The organism is Solemya elarraichensis gill symbiont, from assembly GCF_002021095.1.
Taxonomy (GTDB): Bacteria; Pseudomonadota; Gammaproteobacteria; order Chromatiales; family Chromatiaceae.
This window is the reverse complement of the sequence record NZ_MPRK01000286.1, coordinates 1-1,995: the sequence shown is the minus strand read 5'-3', so window position 1 is coordinate 1,995 and position 1,995 is coordinate 1. Positions and strand designations below refer to the sequence as shown.

The following is a 1,995-nucleotide window of genomic DNA, read 5'->3' as shown; positions in this document are numbered from 1 at the left end:
CGTGCGATATCAATCAGGTCAAGCAGGGCCACCTCATGCGCGCTGCGCCTCGAGCGGCCAAGAAACTCGTCCATTTCCGCACCGACAAAAGCTTGCACACTGCCCGCAGGCTGATGCAGTTCGGCAGCATCAAAAACGATGAGGTTGTTGCACTCCTCGATATATGCAGCCAGCGTGAAGCTGAGTGTGCCGCCATCAAGGAAAGTCAGATGTGGTGTGTCGGGATAGAGTGTTTCAAGATGATTAAGGGCGTGGATGCCTGCGCCCTCATCAGTAAGGATGGGTATTGCCAACTCCGAGTATCAAAGTAGTCTCTTTATCAATAGACATGAATTCAACTCTTGCCCTTAATTTATAGTTATATGATACTGGACTAAGCCTAATCAGCTTATTGATAAATATCAACCAGCAATCAGCTTTTCCCTGACTAACTGCTCTAAGTTCAATTATTTAACCGGATATTCCTCATTATGTGTCTTGGCATCCCAATGCAGATCAAATCCATCGAGAATTACACCGCCAGTTGTGAAGCAAAAGGGGTCAGTCGTGATGTCAGTCTTTTCATGATGCAGGAAGAAGAGCTCAATGTAGATGACTTCGTTGTTGTGCATGTCGGCTACGCCATCCAGAAAATCTCTCAGCAAGAGGCGCAAACTGCCTGGGAGCTGTACGATCAGATGCTCGCGGCAGAGAGCTGAAGGAGCCTGAAGTGCACGAACTTGCAATCTGCCAGTCACTGATAGACCAGGTCGAAGCGATTGCGCATGAACGGCAGGCCGATACTGTTATTTCGATTACTATTGGGCTTGGTGCACTTTCCGGTGTTGAACCCCAACTGCTCAAGCACGCCTACCCCGTTGCCAGTGCAGACAGCATTGCCAGGGATGCCGAATTACTGATTGACGAGCTGCCCACCCGTATCAGGTGTAACGCCTGTGGCACTGAAAGCGATGTTCCGCCAAACAAGCTGGTTTGCCCGGAGTGCGATGAATGGCGCACCACACTGATCAGCGGTGATGAGCTATTATTAATGAGCGTGGAACTGCAGACAGCAGAACCCGCCGTTGCCCAACGGGACTATTGAATAAAAAGCGGCTGCATTCCTATAATCAGGTATGTGCTGTATTGGAGAGTAAACATGTGTAACACCTGCGGTTGTAATATCACACCCGGTAACGAAGAGCTGATCAGGCCCGGTGGCAAGCTTGCCACAACCGAGAGCGGCAATGAGGCGGTAACTGTGCTGCACAGCCTGTTACACGAGAATGACCATACGGCCAGCCACAACCGTGAACACTTCGATGCGCACAATGTCCTCGCGATCAACCTGATGTCCTCACCCGGTGCAGGAAAAACCGCCCTGCTTGAGGCATCCATCCAGCAGCTCGACCCGAAGCTGAGAATCGCCGTCATCGAGGGTGACCTGGAAACAGAGAATGACGCCGAGCGCATCCGCAAGCACGGCGTAAAAGCGATCCAGATTGCGACCGGCAGCGCCTGTCATCTCGACGCCCACATGATCCACGATGCACTGCATAATCTCGACCTCTCCGAATACGATGTTGTGTTTATCGAAAACGTCGGCAACCTGGTGTGCCCGGCGAGCTTCGATCTTGGGCAACATCAGAATGTCGCCCTGCTGTCGGTACCCGAGGGTGATGACAAACCGGCCAAGTACCCGGTCATGTTCCGCAGCGCCGACCTGGTCATGATCAGCAAGACTGACCTGCTGCCTTATCTCGACGACTTCAAACCCGAGCGCACCAGGCGCTACCTGCAGGATATCGCCAGCACCGCACCCATTATCGAACTCTCGTCCAAGAATGGTGAGGGCATGTCTGACTGGACAGCATGGGTCGCGCAACAGGTGGCGGAGAGAAAACGTCATCTTGAAGCGCACCCGCCAACGTCAGCGCACGCGCACCACACGCACGATCATGAGCACGAGCACGAACATCAGCACACGCATAGCCACGCCCACAGCCATCACAGATG

At 53.0% G+C, this 1,995-nt stretch carries 4 protein-coding genes; 3 read left to right on the top strand and 1 reads right to left on the bottom strand.

The genetic code is table 11. From position 1 onward, the window contains the following. The coding region (locus BOW51_RS10225) for a hydrogenase maturation protease (protein WP_135568250.1) at positions 1–293 on the bottom strand (293 nt) is incomplete at its 3' end. A gap of 177 nt (positions 294–470) precedes the next feature. Between BOW51_RS10225 and BOW51_RS10220 the strand changes: the two genes are divergently transcribed. The 3 genes from BOW51_RS10220 to hypB all read left to right on the top strand — a co-directional run. Further along, positions 471–698 carry a HypC/HybG/HupF family hydrogenase formation chaperone gene (locus BOW51_RS10220; RefSeq protein ID WP_078477621.1) on the top strand — a complete coding sequence of 76 codons (228 nt, stop codon included), beginning with the start codon at positions 471–473 and terminating at the stop codon, positions 696–698. Between the two features lie 11 nt (positions 699–709). Continuing rightward, on the top strand, positions 710–1,084 hold the full coding sequence (locus BOW51_RS10215; protein ID WP_078477620.1) for a hydrogenase maturation nickel metallochaperone HypA/HybF: 375 nt from the start codon (positions 710–712) through the stop codon (positions 1,082–1,084). Positions 1,085–1,138: 54 nt separating this feature from the next. Further along, positions 1,139–1,995: hydrogenase nickel incorporation protein HypB (gene hypB, locus BOW51_RS10210; RefSeq protein WP_135568249.1), on the top strand; the 857-nt coding region annotated here is incomplete at its 3' end.

Excerpts from the sequence above, each read along its gene's own strand:
- BOW51_RS10220 (WP_078477621.1), top strand. The coding sequence starts at position 471 with ATGTGTCTTGGCATCCCAATGCAGATCAAATCCATCGAGAATTACACC.